The sequence below is a fragment of the Rhizobium redzepovicii genome (assembly GCF_019793435.1).
In the GTDB taxonomy this organism is placed as follows: domain Bacteria; phylum Pseudomonadota; class Alphaproteobacteria; order Rhizobiales; family Rhizobiaceae; genus Rhizobium; species Rhizobium redzepovicii.
Window position 1 is genome coordinate 1 of record NZ_JAILYH010000030.1, and the last position, 18,126, is coordinate 18,126.

Sequence of the window (18,126 nt, forward strand, 5' to 3'; positions counted from 1 at the left end):
GGCATGAAGGACAGCAAGGTGATCGTCGCCATCAACAAGGACGAGGAGGCGCCGATCTTCCAGGTCGCCGACTACGGCCTCGTCGCCGATCTGTTCGAAGCCCTGCCGGAACTGGAAAAGGCGCTCTGAATAGAGCGGCGGCATTAGAGCCGCTCCTCATGATGGATGGGGTCAGCCCGAATTTCGCTCGGATGATTTTCCCCGAAGCACGGTCATCTGTTCGTGCTGCACCTCGTTCGCATCATTCAGTACCGCGCGCCAAAGCCTGTTGCCGAGCCGAAGCGACACCCGTTTGGTACCCTCGTGTTCAGCCGTGCCGATTTCCACGGTGCTGACGAGTGAGCCATGTCGCATGTGACGGCGGAGATCGGCCAGGGACAGCCCGAACCGTTCCGCGAGTTCGGATGAGTCCAGGATAAAATCCCCATTCGGATCGCGCTCGATCAACACCGGCTCATTCCTCCCTCTGCTTGACAATCCACGACCAAAGTTCAGGCCACCGCCGAGATCGGAGCACTGTCGTTCGGCAGCAGCCGCGCCACTGCGCTGAGGAGATCGGTCTGCGATATCAGGCCGAGAATCCGGTAATCGTCATCGACAATGATGACGGCATGCGTGCGCCCGTCCGTCAGAATGGGAAGCAGCGACAGGGCCGGGTCCGAAGGCCTTGCCACCGCCGGTTTTGAAATTGCGCCGGCGATCGTATCGATGCTGGTCGACAATTCCCGCAAGCCGACGCTGCCGATCAGGCGGCCCTCCGGGTCCTTTACCGGCAGCGTGCGGATATTGTGCTTCAAAAGCAGGTGCCGTGCGGCATCCGGTTCCGCAGCTTCGCCGACGGCGATCACGTCGCGCGACATGATATCGGCGCAGCTGATCTTGCCGTTTGAGCGGATTGCCGCCTGCAGCTCGACCTGCTGCAGCAGCCGGCCGAGATCGGCGCGATCGATATCGAAGGTTTCGTCGAGCGCTGCAAGGGCCGCATCGACATCCTCCTCACGAAAACCCACCCGCACGGCGGACGGCAGGTCGATCGTGCGATGGGTGTTCTCAGCGGGTTTTGGAACGACATGCGGATAGTTCCGCCGGGAAAGCTTGTGGAACAGCAGGCCGAGACCGACAAGAAGGCAGGAATTCAGGGCGACCGGCACGAAGGGAAAGAGGAAACCCCAGCCGGCGACGACGGGGCCGCCGAGAACGGCGGTCAGCGCCGCAGCACCTCCCGGCGGATGAAGGCAGCGTGTGAAAGACATGGCGCCGATAGCAAGCGACACGCCGACGCCGGTCGCGATGATCGGATCGCGGATGAAATAGGCGGCAATGATTCCCATCAGGGCGGAAATGGTATTGCCGCCGATGATCGACCACGGCTGCGCAAGCGGGCTCGCGGGCACCGCGAAAAGAAGCACCGCCGATGCCCCCATCGGCGCGACGATCAGGGGAAGGTGCGGCCCCTGCCCGAAGAGATAGCCGCTGATGACGCCGGTAAGGCCGATGGCCAGCAAAGCGCCGAGACATGCGATCAGCCGCTCGCGTAAGGTCGCGCCGGCCAGAATCGGTGAAAACAGACGGAAGCGACGGAAGCGGCTCGGTCCCACCTTCGGGGAAACGGGGTGCGGCATGACAAGACCAATGTTGAGCGAGGATTATCTGGCGGACTGAGGGAAGGCATGAAGGCTAGTTTGTGGCAAGCCTGATATCCCTGCCTTTTGTCGCGCTGAGGACTTCGTGGAAGGCGTTAAAGGCGCTGGGGCGATCGTTCTTGCGGTAGACCAGCAGCGTCTCGACAGGTCCCAGTTGATGAGTCTGGACGGATGTTGGCCAGGGCATGAGGTCGAGAACGGATCTCGGTATGACGCCGGCGGTATTGCCGGTCGCGACGCTCGCCAGTATCGCATGGTAGGAGCCATGCTCGCTCGTCGGCATGGCGGTCGATTTGCGCGCCCAGTTTTCGGCGATCCGGCGATAGGTGCAGCCAGGCTCCAAAGCGGCAATCGACCCGACACGCAGGTCGGCAGCGGATTTGACGGCGGGATGCCCTGATGGCAGCACGATCAACAGGTCCTCGACAAAGACCGGTTCCATCGCCAGCGCCTTAAGCTCGGCCTCGAAACTCATCTCTTCCCCGCGCATCGCCTTCGGCGGGCGGGCAATCAGCGCACAATCCAGTGCATCGGCCACGACGGCGCGGGCGAGATCGCGGGATGCGCCCATCGTCAGATGAAGCGACACATCAGGCCACATCCGGTTGAATTGCGTCAGCACCGCGGGCAGCCGGCTCGCCGCCGTGCTTTCCATGGTGCCGACGCGCAATGTTCCCGACGGGGCGAGAGGCCGCACGGCCTGGCGCGCTTCGAGTGCAAGCGCCATCAGCCGGTTGGCGTAGGCCAGGAACGTCTCCCCCTCCCGCGTCAACGTCATCTTCTTGCCGTCACGGCTGAACAGGGAAACACCGAGATCGTCCTCCAGCTGCCGGATGCGCGTCGTCACATTCGACGGCACCCGACCGACGGCCTTGGCAGCCTTGGTAACACTGCGATCGCCGGCGACAGCGCGGAATATTTCGAGCGACGAAAGGTCCAATGAAAGATCTCGTTTCCAGAATTATGGAGAAAGATAATTCTCCATACAAAAATCATCGCCGCCACTCAAGTCGTATTGCGATATAATTTGCCGGCGCAAGCGAAGAGGGAACAGTTGCCGAAAAAAACAACGCGGCGCCGAGGAAATAGCCACGGGCGGCCGATATTGCCGCCACTTGGCGGGAATTGCGGTGTTTGCAGCTGGCACGGGGTTTGCATCGGCAATTCCATCTGCAGATCGATCGGCGACGACCCCATGGCGCATCTTGTCTTGACCTGTCTTCTTCTCAGCATCGCTTCCGGCCTGAGCATGCGACGCTTTCTCCTGCCCTATCTCCCGGGAGGCGATCTCGCCGAGAAGTCCGCGCCCGTGACGATCGTCGCAAGCGCCGTTTTTCTGGGGGCGCTGGCCATTACCGTCTCCGATCAGAATCTCTGGGCGACATCCGCCATCCTGTCGCTCGGCCTGCTGCTGGCAGCCATGTTCGACGATGCCCGACCCAAACTGACGATCGCCCTCTCCGCCATCAGCCTGGCGGTCTATCTCGGCTTTCGTTCGATCAACTGAGCCATTCGGTTTTTCCAGGCGACGATCGAATACTCGCCTATTTGGCGATATCGAAGCCTCTGTCGAGATGCTGCATCCAAAGACGAAAATCATTCGTGAGCAGCGCCACATCATACCGCCACTCCGCCCGCAAAAGCTCCCAGCGGCCTGCGTCTCCACTATCAAGCAAGGCATGACCCCTCTGCCTGAGATTTTCAAACGCCTTATCGGCGGGATAAAGCACGGGGCGGTGCAATACGGGATGCAATCGGCTTTCCATGAAGCTCACTCCTCAACGATCGGCGCTCTTTAAATATATCGTATTACGATATACATTGACAGCCGTGAACGCGCCGCGATACAGCCAAGGAATTCTCACCCAGCGCGGGAAAACAATCTCTATTGAAGAATGATATTTCATTGTTATTCTTCACTGAGGAATAAATCCGCTGGTGGGATCAGGGGCCCATCTAACGAGAAGAAACGTTCCGTGAGCGGCGACAGCAGCAACTTTCACGGCCTGCTTTTCGATCTCATGAACGCCTCCAAGCATGCGGAGTTGAATAATGACCATGGAGAGCAAACAGGCCGGCAAGATCTGGTCTGAATGGTACGCCTGGCATCCGGTCTTGCCGATCGACGACACCGTGTTCTGGCTCGAGACCGTCTACCGGCGGCAATCCCCGGACGGTCTTTGGCAATACCGCTCGTTCCGCCCCGAATCCGAACGCCGGCAGGCTCAGGCCTCCACGCCCGTCTATCCCGGCGCTTGAATCCGACCGACCGCCGATGAATCCGCTCAATCGATTTCCGTCGATCCAGATCGCTCGAGAGAATGCACTGGCGATGCCGGCGTAAACCCAACAATCGACCAAATCCCGGCCGCTTTCGGCAAATAAAGTCGGAGCCTTCCTCTACAGTCATTCCCGCACGGCGCAACCCGCAGAGCAAGAATGTGCTGATCAGCCGGTGAGAGGACCTGCCATGAAGACCTATAAGATCGCCCTTCTCCCAGGAGACGGTATCGGCCGCGACGTCACTGAGGCAGCCAAGGCCGTACTCGAAAAGGCGGCTGCGCGGAACGGATTCTCGCTTGTGACGACAAGCTATCCCTGGTCCTGCGACTACTATCTGGAGAACGGCAGCATGATGCCTGGCAATGGCATCGAAACGCTGCGCTCGTTCGATGCCATTCTGCTCGGCGCCGTCGGGTGGCCTCGCAAAGTGCCCGATTCCGTGTCGCTGCACGGGCTTCTGCTACCGATCCGCAAGGCTTTCGTGCAATATGCCAATATCCGCCCGCACCGGCTGCTGCCGGGTGTGCAGGGACCGTTGCGGTCGGAGAATTTCGACATCCTCTGCATTCGTGAAAATACCGAAGGCGAATATTCCGGCGCCGGCGGCCGCGTCCATCAGGGGACCGACAGCGAGGTGGCCGTGGAGACCTCGATCTTCACCCGCAAGGGCGTCGAGCGTATCCTGCGTTTCGGCTTCGAACAAGCGCGGGCGCGGGGCGGCAAGCTTGCCTCGGTCACAAAGTCCAACGCGCAGAGATATTCGATGGTTTTCTGGGACGAGACCACCGAAAGGCTTTCCGCTGAATATCCCGATGTCGAGGTGACCAGCTATCATATCGACGCCATGGCCGCCCGCATGGTCATGGCGCCTGAGAGCCTCGATGTGGTCGTCGCTTCCAACCTGTTCGGCGACATCCTGACAGACCTTGGCGCCGCCATCCAGGGCGGGCTCGGCTTTGCAGCCTCCGCCAACATCAATCCCGATCGCTCGGCGCCGTCGATGTTCGAGCCCGTCCACGGTTCCGCGCCGGATATCGCCCATCTCGGCATCGCCAATCCGATCGCCGCCATCTGGTCGGGCGCGATGATGCTGGAGCACCTTGGAGAAACGGTCGCCGCCGGCAAGGTGATGGCCGCAATCGAGGCAACGACTGCACGCGGCATCGGTGCAAGTCCCGGCAGGGACAAGACGGACGCAATCACGGCATCGGTGCTTTCGGCGCTCGATTAGGACAAGATGCGGACGAAGTGAGCGGATTGGGTCGCCCGACCTGAATCCGGTTTGGGCCGTTCAATGGTCGTCGTGATCGTGATGCGAAGGAAGGTCGAGGCCGAACGTGTCGACCAAATCTGCCACCTGTCCCGGGCTGAGATAACGGGGATTGAGGTTGCGCAGCAGCAGATAGAGCTTTGCCGTTTCCTCTAGTTCCTCGGTCGCAAAGACCGCCGCTTCCAGGCTATCGCCGGCAACGACGGGTCCGTGATTGGCCAGAAGCACCGACGAATACTTGCCTGCCAGCCCGCGGATGGCGTCGGCCACCGCCGGATCGCCGGGACGATAATAGGGCACCAGAGCGGTTTCGCCGGCGCGCATGAGATAATAGGGGGTCATCGGCGGCAAGGCGGCGCGCGGATCGATCTCCGGCAGCATGGTCAGCGCCACCGCGTGCGTGGAGTGAAGGTGGACGATGGCGCGGGCGCTGCCGCGTGTGTCGTAGAGGGCGGTATGCAGCGGAATTTCCTTGGTCGGCTTGTCGCCGGAGAGCAGCCAGCCTTCGGCATCGAGCCTGGAGATCCGTGCCGGATCGAGAAAACCGAGCGAGGCGTTGGTCGGCGTCACCAGCCAGCCGCCATCATCGAGCCGCAACGATATGTTGCCCGACGAACCGGGCGTCAGCCCGCGCTCAAACAGCGAGCGGCCGTATCGGCAAATTTCTTCACGCTGGCGCGCGTCGGACATGACATTTCCTCCAAGATTACGCGGTTGCGCCTTCGATCAGCTCAAAACCGAGATCGACGGCCTGGGGCGGCGCGTTGGCGACGACCAGCTGCGCGGCGATCTGTCCGGTCGACACACGCGGCGTTCGGATGGTCGACAAGGGCTGCGGCATCGCCCGGCCGATATCGAGGCCGTTATAGCCGAAAATGGCAAGCTTCGAAGGGATAGCGATCCCCTCGGCCAGACAGTGAAAATAGCCGCCGAGCGCCATATCGTCATTGGAGAAATAAACCGCATCGAGATCCCTCGTCCGGGCAAGCAGCCGCTCCAGCCCTAGCCTGCCGTTTTCCACCGACGAAGCGCCGGCGAGAATTTCGCGCGCGACGAGAGGCACGCCGCCGGCCTCCAGCGTTTCGCAAAAGCTTGAAAACCGCTTGCCGGCGCGGGTGTCACGATTGAGATCGTGACCGACATAGCCGATCCGGCGATAGCCCCGCTTCAGCAGAAAGCCAGCGCTCTCCCGCCCGGCCGCGCGGTTCGAGAAGCCGACCGCGATATCGAGTGCATCTCCGTCGAGATCGAGCAGTTCCACGACCCGGCATCCGCTGGCGCGCAGCATCTTCACTGTCCCGTCGGTATGTTCGTATCCCGCCAGCATGACCGCCGCCGGCCGCCAGGCGAGCATCGCAGCGGCAAGCGCCTCCTCCTTACCCGGATCATAGTCGGTGACGGAGAATACCGCCTGGTACCGGTTCTCCTCCAGGACGGCGCTGGCGCCGCGCAACACATCGGGGAAGACGATGTTGGACAGCGAGGGGATGACAAAGGCGACCAGGCGCGAGCCGGTGGAGGCCAGCGTCCCGGCGATCCGGTTCGGCACATAGCCCAGCCGCTCAACCGCAGCCATCACTCGCTCCCGCGTCTTGCCGGAAAACGAGCCGTGATTGCGCAGCACGCGCGACACCGTGCTCTCGCCAACACCGGCTGCTTCCGCAACCTCGGCAAGCGTCACCGTCACCTGCGGTTTGAATTCCATCGTATGTCCGAACCCAAGCTCTATTGGAATGGTCTGCCGATATGTCCGTCGGCAACCGCCGCGCTACCACCATTTTTCACCGCTCCCATCAAGAAGCAAGGATTTTTTGGCAGCGCTACCAATTTGCTGTTGGCAGCGCTGCCAAAATGGATTAGTAAGAATGGCAGCGCTGCCAAAAATGGCTTGGCGTGCTGCGGGAGGACCGACAGGAGACCGCGGCAACAATAGGAGGAGAAAATCATGACTCTGCAGACACAGGCGCCGCCCGTTGGCGCACTTCCCGCACGGACGGCGGAAGACCGCGCCTATGCCAAGGTGTTCTGGCGCATCGTGCCGTTTTTAATGTTGTGCTACGTGGTTGCCTATCTCGACCGCGTCAATGTCGGCTTCGCCAAACTGCAGATGTCGAGCGAACTCGGCCTCTCGGAAGCTGCCTATGGCATCGGCGCCGGCATTTTCTTCATCGGCTATTTTCTGTTCGAGGTGCCGAGCAACGTCATCATGAACAGGGTTGGCGCCCGGATGTGGATTGCCCGCATCATGGTCACCTGGGGCATCATTTCCGCCGCCTTCATGTTCACCTCATCGGAAACGGTCTTCTATGTGCTGCGCTTCCTACTGGGCGTTGCCGAAGCCGGATTTTTTCCCGGCATCATTCTCTATCTCACAGCGTGGTATCCGGCCGATCGCCGCGCCAGGATCATCACGACCTTCATGTCCGCGATCCCGATATCCGCCATTTTCGGCAATCCGCTTTCGGGTCTCCTGATGGACAGTTTCCATGGCACGCACGGCCTTTCCGGCTGGCAATGGATGTTCCTGATCGAAGCCGTTCCGGCCATTCTTTTCGGCGTCGCGACCTTCTTCTATCTTGATGATACGATCCATGACGCGAAATGGCTGAACGATGAGGAAAAGCGCGTGCTGACGGCCAACATCGAAGCGGAGAACCGGGTCAAGACAACCAGCCCGCACAGCATTGCCGCAACGCTGACCGACCGCCGCGTCTGGCTGATGTGCCTGATCTATTTCTGCTTCGTGCTCGGGCAATACGGCCTGAATTTCTGGATGCCTTCAATCGTGAAAGCCTCAGGCGTCAGCGGAAACCTCAATATCGGCCTGATTTCCGCGATTCCCTATATCTGCACATTCGTCGTCATGCTGGCCCTCGGGCGCTCGGCCGACAGGCTGCGCGAACGCCGGTGGCACCTAGTCGTCCCGGCCGTCGTCGCCGCCGGTGGTTTTGTCGCGGCGACGATAGCGACCAGCACGACGATCTCGATTGTCTGCCTTTCGCTCGCCGCCGCAGGCGCCATCAGTTGCGCCCCGCTCTTCTGGTCGCTCCCGACAGCTTTTCTTGCCGGCACGGGTGCAGCGGCCGGCATCGCCTGGATCAACTCGGTCGGCAACCTTGCCGGCTTCCTAGGGCCATTTCTGGTAGGCTATCTGAAGGACTTCACCGGCACCAACAGCGCCGGCATGTATCTGCTGGCGGCTGCGTTGATCATCGGCTCGCTCGCCGTGTTGACGGTTCCCGCCAAAACCGTCAATCGCTGAACGCGCGCATCCCCCGAAAATCGGAATCGATTTTCGCAAAGGATTATGCGCAAATTCAAAATGTTAGAGCGTCCTTAGCGTGTCTTATGGACGCACGGCGCTCTAAGGCCCCTCCGGGACTGCACCCGGAGGGCACAGAGTTTTTCTCACGAGACCGGAGAACCTCCTGATGTCACCACTTGCTGAAAATCCAGGCCCTGTCGTCGTCGCGGCCGTCATCGGTCTCGGTTCCATGGGGCTGGGGATGGCCCGGTCGATGAAGCGCGCCGGGCTCGATGTCGTCGGATATGACATCACGCCGGCGGCGGTGGATCGCTTCATCGCCGACGGCGGACGTGGGGCGGCGACCCCAGTCGGCGCCGCGAAGGACGCCGACATCGTCGTCTCCGTCGTCGTCAACGGCGCCCAGACCGAAGCCGTGTTGTTCGGGCCGAAAGGCGTCGCGAACACGATGAAGCCCGGGGCCGTCTTCATCTCCTCGGCCACCATGGATCCCGCCGTTGCCCGCGATCTGGCACGAAGGGTACAAGCTCTCGGCCTGCATTATCTCGACGCGCCGATTTCAGGTGGCGCAGCCAAGGCTGCGCTGGGCGAGCTGACGATCATGGCGTCCGGCTCCAGACAGGCTTTCGACGCCGCCCGTCCGGGTCTCGACGCCATGGCCGGCAAGGTCTACGAGCTCGGCGACGCCGCCGGGGCAGGCGCGGCCTTCAAGATGATCAACCAGCTTCTCGCCGGCGTGCACATCGCCGCCGCCTGCGAGGCCATAACATTTGCTGCCAAGCAGGGCCTCGACCTCGACAAAGTCTATGAGGTGATCACCGCCTCAGCCGGCAATTCGTGGATGTTCGAAAACCGCGTGCCGCATGTGCTGGCCGGAGACTATACGCCGCTCAGCAGCATCGAGATTTTCGTCAAGGATCTCGGTATCGTCCAGGACATGGCCCGATCCGAGCGTTATCCGGTGCCGCTCGCGGCGGCGGCGCTGCAAATGTATCTGGCCGCCGCCGGCGCCGGCATGGGCCGTGATGACGATTCCTCGCTCGCACGGCTCTATGCCCAGCTTTCCGGGGCGGAATTGCCCGGTTCCAACAAAGGGGAACGCTAGCCATGCCGGTTTTCGCCGCCAACCTGACGATGATGTTCAACGAATGGGCATTCCTCGACCGCTTCGACGCCGCAGCCGATGCCGGCTTTGCCGCCGTCGAATACCTCTTTCCCTACGAAGCTGCGCCGGAGGCAATCGCCGAACGGCTTGCCCGCAACAATCTGCAGCAGGCCTTGTTCAACCTGCCGCCGGGCGACTGGGCGGCAGGCGAGCGCGGCATCGCAGCCCTTCCCGGACGGTTCGATGCGCTGAAGGCCGATGTCGAACGGGCACTCGACTATGCGGCGGCGACCGGCGTCAAGCGGTTGCACCTGATGGCGGGCATCGCCGACCCTCATGATGAAGCCGCCGCCGCCTCTTATCGGCGCTCCGTTACTTATGCTGCCGGGCGGCTTGCGGACAAAGACATCGATCTCGTGCTCGAGCCGATCAACGGCCGAAACATGCCAGGCTATTTCCTCAAGGACTTCGGCGCCGCCGAAACGCTGATTGCCGAATCCGGCCTGCCCAACCTGAAACTCCAGTTCGACATCTATCATCGCCAGATCATCCATGGCGACGTCACAATAGCGTTGCGGCGCCTGCTGCCGATTACCGGCCATATCCAGATCGCCAGCGTGCCCTCCCGCAACGAGCCGGACGGGGAAGAACTGAACTACCCCTACCTTTTCGGCGAAATCGACCGCCTGGGTTACGACGGGTTCATCGGCTGCGAATACATCCCGCGCGGCCATACACTGGACGGCCTCGGCTGGTTCAGATCTTTTGCACGGAGCTAGACAATGGCCATTTTGCTCGGATCAATCGCCGACGACTATACGGGCGCGTCCGACCTCGCCAATACGCTGACGAAGAACGGGCTGCGCACGGTGCAGACGGTCGGCATCCCCGATCCGTCGCTCGCTCTGCCTGACGTCGACGCCGTCGTCGTTTCCCTGAAGATCCGCTCCGTCCCGGCTTCGGACGCGGTGACTGCCGCAACCAGCGCCGAACGATGGCTGCGCCGGCGCGGCGCGAGCCACGTGCTCTACAAGATCTGTTCGACCTTCGATTCCACCGATGCCGGCAATATCGGACCCGTCACCGAGGCATTGAGACACGCTGCGGGCGGCGGCATCGTGCTGGTCACGCCAGCCTTCCCGGAAGCAGGTCGCACCGTCTATCTTGGCCATCTTTTCGTCGGCGGACAGCCGTTGAACGAAAGCCCGCTCAAGGACCACCCCCTCAACCCGATGCACGACGCCGATCTCGTGCGGGTTCTCACCCGGCAATCGCATGGTGCTGTCGGGCTGATCGATCTCACCGCCATCGCGGCCGGACCTTGCGCCGTCAAAGCGAGGCTCGAGGCCCTGCGCGCGGCCGGCGTTACCGCTGCCATCGCCGATGCGATTTTCGAGCGGGATCTTGAAACGCTCGGCGAGATCGCATTGGAAACACCGGTATCCACCGGCGCATCCGGGCTCGGTCTCGGCCTTGCCCGCGCGTTGGTCCGCTCCGGTCGGATATCGTCCGGCGGAGCGGCGCCGGCAGACGTCATTCGCCCGGTCGGCGGGCTTTCCGCGATCGTTGCCGGCAGTTGCTCCAAGGCAACGTTGCGCCAACTCGAGGTCGCCGAACGGTCGATGCCAGTCCTGCGGCTCGATCCGGAACGGCTGCTTGCCGGCCCGGATGAGATCGCCGCGGCGATTTCCTGGGCTGGAGACCGCATCGCCGCCGGCCCCATCGTGGTCGCCGCAAGCGCCGCACCCGAAACCGTGGCCCGGCTGCAATCCCTTTACGGACGGGACGCATCCGGCCATGCGATCGAGACCGCAACCTCGATCATCGCAGCCGAACTGGTGGCAAGAGGCGTCCGGCGCCTCGTGGTTGCAGGCGGAGAAACGTCGGGCGCAGCGGTCGACAGGCTTGCCATTCCAGCATTTCTGATCGGGCCTGAGATTGCGGCCGGCGTGCCGGTGCTGCGCACGGTCGGCAATGCCCAGGGCGACATGCTTCTGGCTTTGAAGTCAGGCAACTTCGGAGGTGAGGATTTCTTTGCGGCAGCGCTGGCGATGATGCACTGACCTATCTCCGGTCTGGCGGAAGTACCGGCGGAAACGGCACCCGCCGGCACCGCCGATTCCCCCGCCAGCACGGCGCTTGAACACGCTCTCTTTGGCCTCGTCATTCCCCGCCTTCGACGATGGCGTCCTTGCCATGCGCTGCCGCGCGCAGCCCGAAACGGCAGACATGATCATCGAGCGCACGGGCGCCCGCCAAGAACAAACCATGAACTACGACGACCGGCGCGTGGGCGATGCAAGCCTCAGAATATCGCGAAACGGTCAGATTCGGTATTTTGTGCCGCCATATGACGCCTTTCAGGAGAATCCGGCGCGGTGCAGGTGACACACTACGATCACTGAAGGGCTCGGATCCCGGCAAATGCGAGGCCTTCCACAGAAGAGCGGGACAACGATCTCGCCCGCGGGAACAGAATATTCTTCTTCGAGACACCATGCTCCCACTGGGAGCCGAACACTGGGGAATTCACGTGAGCAAGAGCCTTCCGGAATTCAAATATATGACATTCGATGTCGTCGGCACGCTCATCGACTTCGAGAGCGGCCTCAAGACCTGCATCGGCCATATCGCCGCCGAGGCGGGAACGACCGTCGACGGCGAGCAGGCGCTGACCCTCTACCGTGCAGCCCGCTATGCCGAGGATGCCAATCTCTTTCCCGACGACCTCGTGCGCGTCTACCTGGCGATCGCGCCGAAGCTCGGCCTGCCCACTGAGCAAAAATATGGCGAACAGCTGCGGGATTCGGCCAAGGGCTGGAAGGGTTTTGCAGACAGCGCCGCAGCGCTGGCCAGTCTTGCGAAGGATTACCGCCTCGTTGCGATGACCAACGCCCGCCGCTGGGCATTCGATTTCTTCGAGAAAGAGCTCGGCAATCCCTTTTATGCCGCCTTCACGGCGGATGATACGGGCACCGAGAAACCCGATCCCGCATTCTTCGAGAAGGTATTCGCCTACGTCGTCTCGCAAGGACATTCGAAGGACGACATCCTGCATGTCGCCCAGAGCCAATACCACGATATCGGCATTTCCAGGAAACTCGGGCTGACCAATTGCTGGATCGAGCGGCGACATGCTGAGAAGGGTTACGGCGGCACGATCGAACCGGCCGAGTTCACCAAACCCGATTACCATTTCACCTCCATGGCCGGCCTTGCCGATGCCGTGGCCGCCGCGCGCGCCTGACTTTGAAAGCAGATCGGACCTGCCCGGAACGGGCAGCCCGCCACACAAGAAAAGGGGAATGAGATGAACGACAAAATCACCAATTGGACCAGATCCGACGACGCCATGGTCGAAAGCGCCATCCGCCGTGGCGCCACCCGTCGCGAGTTGCTGCATATGATGCTTGCGGGCGGCGTGGCCATGTCGGCCGGCGGGCTCGTGCTTGGCCGCGCCGGCAAGGCGCTCGCCGCCACGCCCGTTTCCGGCGGCTCGCTCAAGGCGGCCGGCTGGTCGTCCTCCACGGCCGATACGCTCGACCCCGCCAAGGCGTCGCTGTCCACCGACTATGTCCGGTGCTGCTCCTTCTATAACCGCCTCACCTTCCTCGACAAATCAGGCACGCCGCGGATGGAGCTTGCCGAAGTGATCGAGTCCAAGGATGCGAAGACCTGGACGGTCAAGCTGAAGAACGGCGTTACCTTCCATGACGGCAAGCCGCTGACATCAGACGACGTGGTCTTCTCGCTGAAGCGCCATCTCGACCCGTCCGTCGGCTCGAAGGTCGCAAAAATCGCCGCCCAGATGACCGGCTTCAAGGCGGTCGACAAACAGACCGTCGAGATCACGCTCGCCAGCCCGAACGCCGACCTGCCGACCATCCTGTCGATGCATCACTTCATGATCGTTTCCGACGGCACGACCGATTTCACCAAGGCCAACGGCACCGGCGCATTCGTCAAGGAAGTCTTCGAGCCGGGCGTTCGCTCGGTCGGGATCAAGAACAAGAATTATTGGAAATCCGGCCCGAACGTCGATTCCTTCGAATATTTCGCGATCAGCGACGACAATGCCCGTGTAAACGCACTGCTTGCGGGCGACATCCATCTTGCAGCCACGATCAATCCGCGCTCTATGCGCCTCGTCGAGGCCCAGGGCGACGGCTTCACCTTGTCTAAGACGACGTCCGGCAACTATACCAATCTCAACATGCGACTGGATATGGAGCCCGGCAATAAGCGGGACTTCATCGAGGGCATGAAGTATCTCGTCAACCGCGAACAGATCGTCAAATCGGCGCTACGCGGTCTCGGCGAAGTCGGCAACGATCAACCCGTTTCACCGGCGAACTTCTATCATGACGCAGAGCTGAAAGCGCGAGCCTTCGATCCTGAGAAGGCGAAGTTCCACTTCGACAAGGCCGGCGTGCTTGGCCAATCCATCCCGATCATCGCTTCCGATGCGGCGAGCTCGTCGATCGACATGGCCATGATCATCCAGGCGGCCGGCGCCGAAATCGGCATGAAGCTCGATGTGCAGCGAGTGCCATCCGACGGTTATTGGGACAATTACTGGCTCAAGGCGCCGATCCATTTCGGCAATATCAACCCGCGGCCGACCCCGGATATCCTCTTCTCCCTGCTCTACACCTCGGACGCTCCGTGGAACGAAAGCCACTACAAGTCGGAGAAGTTCGACAAGATGCTGATCGAGGCGCGTGGCTCTCTCGATCAAGACAAGCGCAAGACAATCTACAACGAGATGCAGGGCATGGTCGCCCAGGAAGCCGGCACTATCATTCCGGCCTATATCTCGAACGTCGATGCCACGACTGCCAAGCTCAAGGGCCTGGAAGCCAACCCGCTCGGCGGCCAGATGGGATACGCTTTCGCGGAATATGTCTGGCTTGAAGTCTGATTAAGCAAAGGAGACTGGGGCAGCAGCCGCGCCCCAGTTCCTCCATCTGCATTGATGGAACTCAACTCGAACGCAAAGGGAAGACGCCCGTGAACCGCCAGGTCTTATCCCTTGTACTGAGCAGATTGTTCGTCGCCGTGATAACTCTGGTGATCGTCTCCTTCGCCGTCTTCTTCGCGACAACGCTGTTGCCTGGAGATACGGCGACGATCCTGCTCGGCCAAGCCGCCACGCCAGAAGCCGTCGAGGGCCTGCGCAAGGCCATGCATCTCGACGAGCCGGCGCTCTTTCGTTTCCTGCGCTGGTTAGTCGGACTGCTGCAGGGCGACCTCGGCACGTCCTATGCCAACAACATGCCGATCGCCGCTCTCATCGCCGGCCGCTTCGTCAACACGCTGAAACTTGCCGGCGTCACCGCGCTTTTCTCAGTGCCGATCGCGCTCACGCTCGGGATCACTGCGGCGATGTTGCGCGGCACCCTTTACGATCGGATTGTCACGGTGATCACGATCGGCGTCATCTCCGTGCCGGAGTTCATGGTCGCGACCTCCGCCGCGCTCATCTTCGCCGTCTATCTGAAATGGCTGCCGGCGCTGTCTTTCGCCAATGAGGTCCATAGTATGACCGACCTGTTGCGCGTCTATGCCATGCCGGTGATCACCCTCACCTTCGTTGTCTCGGCCCAGATGATCCGCATGACGCGCGCAGCTGTTATCGAGACGCTCAACACACCCTATGTCGAGATGGCATTGCTCAAAGGCGCCTCCCGGCCGCGCATCGTATTTCGCCATGCACTGCCGAATGCGCTTGGCCCGATCGTCAATGCCGTTGCGCTTTCGCTGTCCTATCTGCTCGGAGGCGTGATCATCGTCGAGACCATTTTCAACTATCCCGGTATCGCCAAGCTGATGCTGGATGCCGTCGCCACCCGCGATCTGCCGCTAATCCAGAGCTGCGCGATGATCTTCTGCCTGGGCTACCTGCTGCTGATCACCGTCGCGGATATCATCGCCATCCTTTCCAATCCGAGGCTCCGATGACCATGACCAGTTCCGAAACCACCTCCGGCCGGCTGTCCGGGACCCGGTTTGGCTATCGCTTCAACATCGTCGGCGCGATCGGCTTCACTGTGATCCTCTCCTGGGCGCTCGTCGCGATCTTCGCGCCGTTGATCATCCCCTATCCCGTCGGCGAAATTGTCGATCTCGACTATTTCGGCCCGATGAGCCGGGAACTCTGGCTCGGCTCCGATTATCTCGGCCGCGACATGCTCTCGCGGATTCTGATGGGCGCGCGGTACACGGTCGGCATCTCGCTGGCGGCGGTAACGATCGCCTGCTTCAGCGGCGTCGTGCTCGGCATGATCGCAGCGGTCGCCGGCGGCTGGCTGGACACGATCCTCAGCCGCTTCCTCGACGCCCTCAATTCCATCCCGAGCAAGCTGTTCGGTCTGGTCGTGGTCGCCGCCGTCGGCTCCTCGATCCCGGTTCTGGTCCTGACACTGTCGGTGATCTACATTCCCGGCGCCTACCGCTTCGCCCGGGCGCTGGCCGTCAACATCAATGCGATGGATTTCATCACGGTCGCGCGCATCCGCGGCGAAAGCACCCTCTATCTCATTCGCTCGGAAATTCTGCCCAACATCGTCGGGCCGGTGCTCGCCGACCTCGGGATCCGCTTCGTCTTCATCGTTCTGCTCCTTTCCGGGCTTTCCTTCCTGGGCCTTGGCGTTCAGCCGCCCTATGCCGACTGGGGTGCGCTGGTGCGCGAGAATATCGGCGGGCTGCCGTTCGGCGCGCCGGCAGTGATGTTTCCCTCACTTGCGATCGCCAGCCTGACGATCAGCGTCAACCTGCTGATAGACAACCTGCCGCAGAAGATTCGCGACCGGAGCGTGTCATGAGCAATTTCATTGAAATCCGCGACCTGAAAATCGAGGCCACCACCGATTCCGGCCGACGTGTCGAAATCATCAAGGGTGTCAGCCTCGACGTTGCCGAAGGCGAGATCATCGCGCTGATCGGCGAGAGCGGTTCGGGCAAGACGACCATCGCCCTGACCCTGATGGGCCATACCCGTGCGGGCTGCCGCATCACCGGCGGCAGTGTTTCGGTCGGCGGCAAGGACATGGTCACGCTCAGCGAGAAGCAGCGCGCCAAGGTGCGCGGCACCGAAGTCGCCTATGTCCCGCAATCAGCCGCCGCCGCCTTCAACCCGGCCACAACGATCATGGACCAGGTGATCGAAGTCACCCGTATCCATCAGCTGATGTCGCCGGAGGCTGCGCGCGCCCGGGCGGTCGAGCTCTTCCGGGCGCTGTCGCTGCCGGAGCCCGAAACGATCGGCAGCCGTTACCCGCACCAGGTTTCCGGCGGCCAGCTGCAGCGCCTGGCCGCGGCCATGGCGCTGATCGGCGACCCCACCCTCGTCATCTTCGACGAGCCGACGACGGCGCTCGACGTGACGACCCAGATCGAAGTGCTGCGCGCTTTCAAATCGGTCATGAAGAAGGGCGGCATATCAGGCGTCTATGTCTCGCACGACCTCGCCGTCGTCGCGCAGATCGCCGACCGCATCGTCGTGTTGAAAGGCGGGGAGGCCCAGGAAACCGGCACCACCAATGAAATCCTCAACAATGCGAAGCATCCCTATACCAAAGAGCTGCTCGCGGCCTTTGAACCGAAATCGCGCGGCGCGGCAGCACTGGCAGCAAGTGCGACCGCGCCGCTTCTGAAGATCGAAGATCTTGTCGCGGGTTATGGACAGCGCCAGGCCGACGGCCTGCCCCTCGTTCGCGCGGTCGAGCACGTCAGCCTGAAGGTGGAGAAAGGGCGAAATCTCGGCATCATCGGCGAATCCGGGTGCGGCAAGTCAACACTCGCCCGCACCATCGCCGGCATCCTGCCGGCGGCAATCGGCAAGATCGTCTTCGACGGCACGGAGCTGCGCCGCAGCGCTCGCGAGCGTTCGCGCGACCAGTTGCGCGAGATGCAGATCGTCTTTCAATATGCCGATACCGCTCTCAACCCAGCAAAATCGGTCGAGGACATTCTCGCCAGGCCCCTGGTTTTCTACCATCGTATGGATCGGCAGGCGCGAAATGCCCGGATTGATCAACTTCTAGACATGGTGCGCCTGCCCCGCAGCCTGCGCCATCGCCGGCCGGGAGAACTCTCGGGCGGGCAGAAGCAGCGCGTCAATTTCGCCCGGGCGCTCGCCGCCGATCCGAAGCTGATCCTCTGCGACGAGATTACCTCGGCGCTCGACACGGTGGTTGCCGCCGCGGTCATCGACCTGCTCAAGGAATTGCAGCGGGAACTCGGTCTCTCCTACATCTTCATCAGCCATGACCTCTCTGTGGTAGAGGCGATCTGCGACGAGATCGTGGTGATGTATGGCGGCCGGAAGGTCGAGGAAATCACGCCCTCGACGGTGAAGGCGCCGACGCATCCCTATTCGCAGCTGCTCTTCTCCTCAGTACCGACGCTTGATCCGGCCTGGCTCGACGGTCTCCAGCAGGATCCTGAACTGGTGCGGGCGTATTGTCGGCAATGAGGGTCGCCGTCGCGATCGTTTGTCCGGCAACGTTCCACCGGAAATCAGGTAAAAACAAAATGTTAGAGAGGTTCTGCGCTTCGG

At 61.8% G+C, this 18,126-nt stretch carries 19 protein-coding genes and 1 pseudogene; 14 read left to right on the forward strand and 6 right to left on the reverse strand.

What is annotated here, in order from left to right; all coding sequences use genetic code 11:
* A pseudogene (locus K6N12_RS31575) lies at positions 1–129 on the forward strand (electron transfer flavoprotein subunit alpha/FixB family protein); the annotation flags it as partial.
* Between the two features lie 42 nt (positions 130–171).
* Here K6N12_RS31575 and K6N12_RS31580 read toward each other — a convergent pair.
* Genes K6N12_RS31580 through K6N12_RS31590 form a run of 3 tightly spaced genes read right to left on the reverse strand, consistent with a single transcriptional unit; the run spans position 172 to position 2,583 of the window.
* Positions 172–450 carry a DUF6522 family protein gene (locus K6N12_RS31580; RefSeq protein WP_097629787.1) on the reverse strand — a complete coding sequence of 93 codons (279 nt, stop codon included), beginning with the start codon at positions 448–450 and terminating at the stop codon, positions 172–174.
* A 41-nt stretch (positions 451–491) separates the two neighbouring features.
* The gene (locus tag K6N12_RS31585; RefSeq protein WP_097629786.1) at positions 492–1,622 is read right to left on the reverse strand and encodes an HPP family protein; all 1,131 of its coding nucleotides are present in this window, start codon (positions 1,620–1,622) and stop codon (positions 492–494) included.
* A gap of 55 nt (positions 1,623–1,677) precedes the next feature.
* A complete protein-coding gene (locus K6N12_RS31590; RefSeq protein ID WP_097629785.1) occupies positions 1,678–2,583 on the reverse strand; it encodes a LysR substrate-binding domain-containing protein in 906 nt (301 codons plus the stop codon).
* Between the two features lie 255 nt (positions 2,584–2,838).
* Here K6N12_RS31590 and K6N12_RS31595 point away from each other — a divergent pair, with 255 nt between their 5' ends.
* Positions 2,839–3,150 (forward strand): hypothetical protein, encoded by a 312-nt coding sequence (locus K6N12_RS31595; protein WP_097629783.1) that lies wholly within the window; start codon positions 2,839–2,841, stop codon positions 3,148–3,150.
* A gap of 37 nt (positions 3,151–3,187) precedes the next feature.
* On the opposite strand, the gene K6N12_RS31600 is transcribed toward K6N12_RS31595, so the two are convergent.
* Positions 3,188–3,409 (reverse strand): hypothetical protein, encoded by a 222-nt coding sequence (locus K6N12_RS31600; protein WP_097629782.1) that lies wholly within the window; start codon positions 3,407–3,409, stop codon positions 3,188–3,190.
* 292 nt (positions 3,410–3,701) lie between these two features.
* On the opposite strand from K6N12_RS31600, the gene K6N12_RS31605 reads away from it, so the two are divergent.
* Both K6N12_RS31605 and K6N12_RS31610 read left to right on the forward strand, forming a co-directional pair.
* Positions 3,702–3,902: a hypothetical protein gene (locus tag K6N12_RS31605; RefSeq protein WP_097629788.1), complete on the forward strand. Its 201-nt coding sequence runs from the start codon at positions 3,702–3,704 to the stop codon at positions 3,900–3,902.
* 211 nt (positions 3,903–4,113) lie between these two features.
* Positions 4,114–5,157, forward strand: coding sequence for a tartrate dehydrogenase (locus K6N12_RS31610; RefSeq protein WP_097629781.1), 1,044 nt, complete (start codon positions 4,114–4,116; stop codon positions 5,155–5,157).
* A gap of 60 nt (positions 5,158–5,217) precedes the next feature.
* On the opposite strand, the gene otnC is transcribed toward K6N12_RS31610, so the two are convergent.
* Entirely contained in the window at positions 5,218–5,886 is a 669-nt protein-coding gene (gene otnC / locus K6N12_RS31615; RefSeq protein ID WP_097629780.1) for a 3-oxo-tetronate 4-phosphate decarboxylase, read from the reverse strand.
* 16 nt (positions 5,887–5,902) lie between these two features.
* Positions 5,903–6,901: a LacI family DNA-binding transcriptional regulator gene (locus K6N12_RS31620; protein ID WP_097629779.1), complete on the reverse strand. Its 999-nt coding sequence runs from the start codon at positions 6,899–6,901 to the stop codon at positions 5,903–5,905.
* Positions 6,902–7,141: 240 nt separating this feature from the next.
* Here K6N12_RS31620 and K6N12_RS31625 point away from each other — a divergent pair, with 240 nt between their 5' ends.
* The 10 genes from K6N12_RS31625 to K6N12_RS31670 all read left to right on the forward strand — a co-directional run bounded on the left by K6N12_RS31625 (position 7,142) and on the right by K6N12_RS31670 (position 18,042).
* A complete protein-coding gene (locus tag K6N12_RS31625) occupies positions 7,142–8,458 on the forward strand; it encodes an MFS transporter (RefSeq protein ID WP_097629778.1) in 1,317 nt (438 codons plus the stop codon).
* A 169-nt stretch (positions 8,459–8,627) separates the two neighbouring features.
* On the forward strand, positions 8,628–9,566 hold the full coding sequence (gene ltnD, locus K6N12_RS31630) for an L-threonate dehydrogenase (protein ID WP_097629777.1): 939 nt from the start codon (positions 8,628–8,630) through the stop codon (positions 9,564–9,566).
* Between the two features lie 2 nt (positions 9,567–9,568).
* On the forward strand, positions 9,569–10,345 hold the full coding sequence (gene otnI, locus K6N12_RS31635; protein ID WP_097629776.1) for a 2-oxo-tetronate isomerase: 777 nt from the start codon (positions 9,569–9,571) through the stop codon (positions 10,343–10,345).
* 3 nt (positions 10,346–10,348) lie between these two features.
* On the forward strand, positions 10,349–11,629 hold the full coding sequence (otnK, locus tag K6N12_RS31640; RefSeq protein WP_097629775.1) for a 3-oxo-tetronate kinase: 1,281 nt from the start codon (positions 10,349–10,351) through the stop codon (positions 11,627–11,629).
* Positions 11,630–11,705: 76 nt separating this feature from the next.
* Positions 11,706–11,954 (forward strand): hypothetical protein, encoded by a 249-nt coding sequence (locus K6N12_RS31645; RefSeq protein WP_222149137.1) that lies wholly within the window; start codon positions 11,706–11,708, stop codon positions 11,952–11,954.
* Positions 11,955–12,099: 145 nt separating this feature from the next.
* A complete protein-coding gene (locus K6N12_RS31650; protein ID WP_097629773.1) occupies positions 12,100–12,813 on the forward strand; it encodes an HAD-IA family hydrolase in 714 nt (237 codons plus the stop codon).
* 63 nt (positions 12,814–12,876) lie between these two features.
* The gene (locus K6N12_RS31655; protein WP_097629772.1) at positions 12,877–14,487 is read left to right on the forward strand and encodes an ABC transporter substrate-binding protein; all 1,611 of its coding nucleotides are present in this window, start codon (positions 12,877–12,879) and stop codon (positions 14,485–14,487) included.
* Between the two features lie 89 nt (positions 14,488–14,576).
* On the forward strand, positions 14,577–15,527 hold the full coding sequence (locus K6N12_RS31660; RefSeq protein ID WP_097629771.1) for an ABC transporter permease: 951 nt from the start codon (positions 14,577–14,579) through the stop codon (positions 15,525–15,527).
* Positions 15,524–16,390, forward strand: a complete 867-nt coding sequence (locus tag K6N12_RS31665) for an ABC transporter permease (protein WP_097629770.1) — start codon at positions 15,524–15,526, stop codon at positions 16,388–16,390. The genes K6N12_RS31660 and K6N12_RS31665 overlap by 4 nt, the downstream gene beginning before the upstream one ends.
* Positions 16,387–18,042: an ABC transporter ATP-binding protein gene (locus tag K6N12_RS31670; protein WP_222134771.1), complete on the forward strand. Its 1,656-nt coding sequence runs from the start codon at positions 16,387–16,389 to the stop codon at positions 18,040–18,042. The genes K6N12_RS31665 and K6N12_RS31670 overlap by 4 nt, the downstream gene beginning before the upstream one ends.
* The last annotated feature ends 84 nt before the right edge of the window (positions 18,043–18,126 follow it).

Excerpts from the sequence above, each read along its gene's own strand:
- ltnD (WP_097629777.1), top strand. The coding sequence starts at position 8,628 with ATGTCACCACTTGCTGAAAATCCAGGCCCTGTCGTCGTCGCGGCCGTC.
- K6N12_RS31605 (WP_097629788.1), top strand. The coding sequence starts at position 3,702 with ATGGAGAGCAAACAGGCCGGCAAGATCTGGTCTGAATGGTACGCCTGG.
- K6N12_RS31600 (WP_097629782.1), bottom strand. The coding sequence starts at position 3,409 with ATGGAAAGCCGATTGCATCCCGTATTGCACCGCCCCGTGCTTTATCCC.
- otnI (WP_097629776.1), top strand. The coding sequence starts at position 9,569 with ATGCCGGTTTTCGCCGCCAACCTGACGATGATGTTCAACGAATGGGCA.
- otnK (WP_097629775.1), top strand. The coding sequence starts at position 10,349 with ATGGCCATTTTGCTCGGATCAATCGCCGACGACTATACGGGCGCGTCC.
- K6N12_RS31610 (WP_097629781.1), top strand. The coding sequence starts at position 4,114 with ATGAAGACCTATAAGATCGCCCTTCTCCCAGGAGACGGTATCGGCCGC.
- K6N12_RS31665 (WP_097629770.1), top strand. The coding sequence starts at position 15,524 with ATGACCATGACCAGTTCCGAAACCACCTCCGGCCGGCTGTCCGGGACC.
- K6N12_RS31625 (WP_097629778.1), top strand. The coding sequence starts at position 7,142 with ATGACTCTGCAGACACAGGCGCCGCCCGTTGGCGCACTTCCCGCACGG.
- K6N12_RS31585 (WP_097629786.1), bottom strand. The coding sequence starts at position 1,622 with ATGCCGCACCCCGTTTCCCCGAAGGTGGGACCGAGCCGCTTCCGTCGC.
- K6N12_RS31655 (WP_097629772.1), top strand. The coding sequence starts at position 12,877 with ATGAACGACAAAATCACCAATTGGACCAGATCCGACGACGCCATGGTC.
- K6N12_RS31620 (WP_097629779.1), bottom strand. The coding sequence starts at position 6,901 with ATGGAATTCAAACCGCAGGTGACGGTGACGCTTGCCGAGGTTGCGGAA.
- K6N12_RS31670 (WP_222134771.1), top strand. The coding sequence starts at position 16,387 with ATGAGCAATTTCATTGAAATCCGCGACCTGAAAATCGAGGCCACCACC.
- K6N12_RS31595 (WP_097629783.1), top strand. The coding sequence starts at position 2,839 with ATGGCGCATCTTGTCTTGACCTGTCTTCTTCTCAGCATCGCTTCCGGC.
- otnC (WP_097629780.1), bottom strand. The coding sequence starts at position 5,886 with ATGTCCGACGCGCGCCAGCGTGAAGAAATTTGCCGATACGGCCGCTCG.